Below are 3,272 nucleotides of genomic sequence, written 5' to 3'. Positions count from 1 at the left end.
TAAGCTCAGTCACGCATGGCGCCATTTTAACCACTCCCGTAAGTTCACCTATTCCTCCGCTTCGCCCTCGGCCTGCGCCTCGGCGTCCAGTGCATCCAGCAAGTCGGCCACCGTCGCCGGCGGTTCATCCTCCGGCCTCAGTGTCGCACGCGTAAGCCGCGCCGGATGCGTAGCCGAATGGATATCCTTCAGCGCCCGGATGCTCACCCGCGTATAGACCCGCGTCGTCTTGATGTCCGCGTGCCCCAGCATCGCTTGAATGAACCGAACGTCCGTCCCGTTTTCCAGCATCTGCGTGGCGATCGCATGCCGGAACAAGTGGCAACTACCGATGCTGCCCGGGCCCGCCGCTCGCACGCAGTTGCGCACCATCTGCGTCATCCGGTTATCCGAGAACGCTTGGCCCGTTACCGTCAAGAACAGCGTGCCATCGTCGCCCGCGATCGCCAACTCCGGCCGGACCTCGTCGCGATACCGGGCCACCCAGGCCAGCGCTCGATCGCCGATCGGAGTTATCCGATCTTTCTTGCCCTTGTCCTGCCGAATCATCAGCGTGCCGCGATCGTAGTCGACGTCGCGCTGTTGCAGCCCGATGATCTCCATCCGCCGGATCCCCGTGCTGTACAGCGTCTCCAGCATCGCTCGATCTCGCACACCCAGCGCCGTCGTCGTGTCGGGCAGGTTCAACACCCGCTCGACCTCTTCAATCGTCCTGAATCATCTGCTGGTCAACATCGAGACCGACGACCCCAACGATGCCTTCCTGCTTGCGATGGCCCGGACCGGCGAAGTGGACTACCTCGTGACCGGCGATCATCGCGCCGGACTTGCAACGGGGCAACCTGGGTCACGCTCGCATCGTTACGCCTGCAGCGTTCTGTGCCGAAGCACTCTCACTGACGCTCAATGCCGTTGAGCTCATGTTGCCGAACGCTAGAAATTGCGCGCCACCCCGACCATGAACAGATCCTGGTCTTTGTCATTGCCGGTTGCCACGCGATTGAAGCGCAGGCTGGCGGCCCAATTGTTTGTCACCTGATAACTTACTTGCGTGCTGAACAGCGCATTGAGCCGCGTCTTGTGCGAGACCTCGTCACGGTCATAGGAGAGATAGGGGCCCACGCCCGCCGATAAGGTCCATTTGCGTAGGATCGGCGCCACGTACCAGAACTGCGCCGCCAGCCCTCTCCTGCCCGCCACCCCATTGTTGCCTTCGTAGACAAAGCTCCCCGAATACGCCCAGGCGTTCCCAAGTGGCCGTTTGACTTCGACCATGTAGCCTTTCTCGATGGGCACCTGCGGATGATTCGTCTGCGACGTCCCGGCCCAGACACTCACCTGTGTCCTGCCATCCGAAAACGCCGGTTTGGGGTTGCCGCCAAAATCCGCACCGATACCGAAGAGCACCATGTCGGAGTGGAATCCGTCGATCACCTGGACATGGTTGTACTGCAACTTGAGGAAGAAGCCGTTGGGAACCAGGTAATACCGTACAGCCGCCGATGCCCGCACACCCCAGCGTTTCTCGTTGCGCGGCTGGCTATCGACGTGCGTCGTGTCCATACTGAAATACGGCCCGGCCGAAAATTCGAGGGTCACGCGATCGTTGATCGGCCAGCGAAACGCTCCCAGGGCGGCGAAGCCGTCGCGGTGGTGGTTGAACGGGTGCCCCTCGTTCAGATAGGCGACGTAGGCCGAAAGGTAGTCGTTCAGGGCGTCGCCAAAGCCGATTTCGTAGGCTCGCCAACGCATATCTCCGCCGGTGGACGCGCTACCATCGCCGTACACCGCATAGACATCGATCTTTCGCCCCGACGATGCAGACGTGGAATCGGATGCGCTGTCCTCGGCGTGCGCCATGCACGCGCCCGACAGCGCCGCGATCGCGCTTGCGTAGACCACACACGAACGAATGCGATGGTGCGTTGTCATGTGAATGTCCCCCTTACGTCGACAGTAGCGATAATACGAAGCTCACATAGTGCGACGAAACACGCTGGTTCACCGATGCGCGCGTTATGCAGCAGCCGCCCGTTCCCGGGCCTTCGTGTTTGACGCGCCGATCGATCCGCGCGCGATCGGCTCGCCCGCCTCGAGGGCGGCAATCCAAGCGTTCACGCCCACCACCGCGGCGAAGCGGGAATGCATCACGACGGTGAAGGCGCGATGGATTTCTTCCGCACTCGCATAGCCGGCGTCGTTCTCGTAGGGCAGCGCGCCGGTCGCATCGTTCAAATACTCCACCTTCATGCCGGCATGCGAGGCATGCAACACCGTCGATATATTGCAGTTATGGGTCATATAGCCAACGACCGCAAGCGTATCGATCCCATGTTCAGTCAGCCAATCGGCCAGATCCGTGCCCGCGAACGAACTCGGCAGCGTCTTCTCGATCAAGTGATCATAGGGCCGGGTGGCCACGACCGAATGCAGCTCTGCCCGGTGCGAGCCCCGCGCAAACATCGATGCATCGGGCCGCTCGAGATGCTGGACAACGATCACCGGTACCCCATGGGCCTGCGCCGCATCGATAGCGCGCGCGATGTTGGCAAGCGAATCCTGCACGGGCGGATATTCGATCGGCAGAGCGCCGGTGACGTATTCGTTTTGGACGTCGATGACAATCAGTGCACGGCGCGGCGAGTTGGACATGGCGAATCTCCTTTCGTTGACGGATTCAGCGCGTCGTGTCGTATCGGGCGATGCTTGCGCAGCGATGCGCGGCGACGGCATGGGTCACATTGTTCCTAAACCGCCTTGCCCCCGACAGCGGCCCAAGTGCCATTCATCGATATAATCGGGCCATTCTCAGCGTCAGCCGGCGGCGGTATTCTTCGCCCGCTCTGCACGTCAACGCCACAAAAACGAAAGGCCGCCATGACACCCGTCTCCGCTTCGCCTACCGTGCCTCCCGCTCCGCTCGCATCGCCATCACCCGCCATCGTCGCGGTCGTCGCCTTCGACGGCATCAGCCCATTTCATCTTTCCGTGCCATGCATCGTGTTCGGCGAAGACTACTCTGCGGGCGGCGTGCCTCGCTTCGACGTCCGCGTCTGCGCGGTCGAACCGGGCATGTTGCGGACGACGGCCGGCTTCGCGATCGCCGCGCCGCATGGGCTGGAGGCGATCGCCGCAGCCGATGTCGTGATCGTGCCGAGCTGGCGCAACGCGCTCGAACCACCAAGCGAGCCGCTGCTGAACGCGTTGCGCGACGCGCACGCGCGCGGCGCCCAGATGGTGGGCTTGTGCCTGGGGGCGTTCGTGTTGGCCGC

Annotated in this window: 3 protein-coding genes and 2 pseudogenes; 2 read left to right on the top strand and 3 right to left on the bottom strand. The window is 62.4% G+C overall.

The genetic code is table 11. From position 1 onward, the window contains the following. Positions 1-48 precede the first annotated feature (48 nt). Positions 49-687 carry a tyrosine-type recombinase/integrase gene (locus ACTHL0_RS18930; RefSeq protein WP_440568393.1) on the bottom strand — a complete coding sequence of 213 codons (639 nt, stop codon included), beginning with the start codon at positions 685-687 and terminating at the stop codon, positions 49-51. A gap of 46 nt (positions 688-733) precedes the next feature. Here ACTHL0_RS18930 and ACTHL0_RS18925 point away from each other — a divergent pair. Next, a pseudogene (locus ACTHL0_RS18925) lies at positions 734-893 on the top strand (putative toxin-antitoxin system toxin component, PIN family); the annotation flags it as partial. A 40-nt stretch (positions 894-933) separates the two neighbouring features. Here the strand turns inward: ACTHL0_RS18925 and ACTHL0_RS18920 are convergent. Both ACTHL0_RS18920 and ACTHL0_RS18915 read right to left on the bottom strand, forming a co-directional pair. After that, entirely contained in the window at positions 934-1,932 is a 999-nt protein-coding gene (locus ACTHL0_RS18920; protein WP_440568391.1) for a hypothetical protein, read from the bottom strand. A gap of 84 nt (positions 1,933-2,016) precedes the next feature. Beyond that, complete coding sequence (locus ACTHL0_RS18915; RefSeq protein ID WP_440568389.1) at positions 2,017-2,652, bottom strand: cysteine hydrolase family protein; 636 nt, start codon at positions 2,650-2,652, stop codon at positions 2,017-2,019. A 225-nt stretch (positions 2,653-2,877) separates the two neighbouring features. Here ACTHL0_RS18915 and ACTHL0_RS18910 point away from each other — a divergent pair. Continuing rightward, positions 2,878-3,272, top strand: a pseudogene (locus tag ACTHL0_RS18910) (GlxA family transcriptional regulator); the annotation flags it as partial.

The sequence above is a fragment of the Trinickia sp. genome (assembly GCF_051961175.1).
Classification (GTDB): domain Bacteria; phylum Pseudomonadota; class Gammaproteobacteria; order Burkholderiales; family Burkholderiaceae; genus Trinickia.
This window is presented reverse-complemented; position numbering and strand designations above follow the sequence as displayed.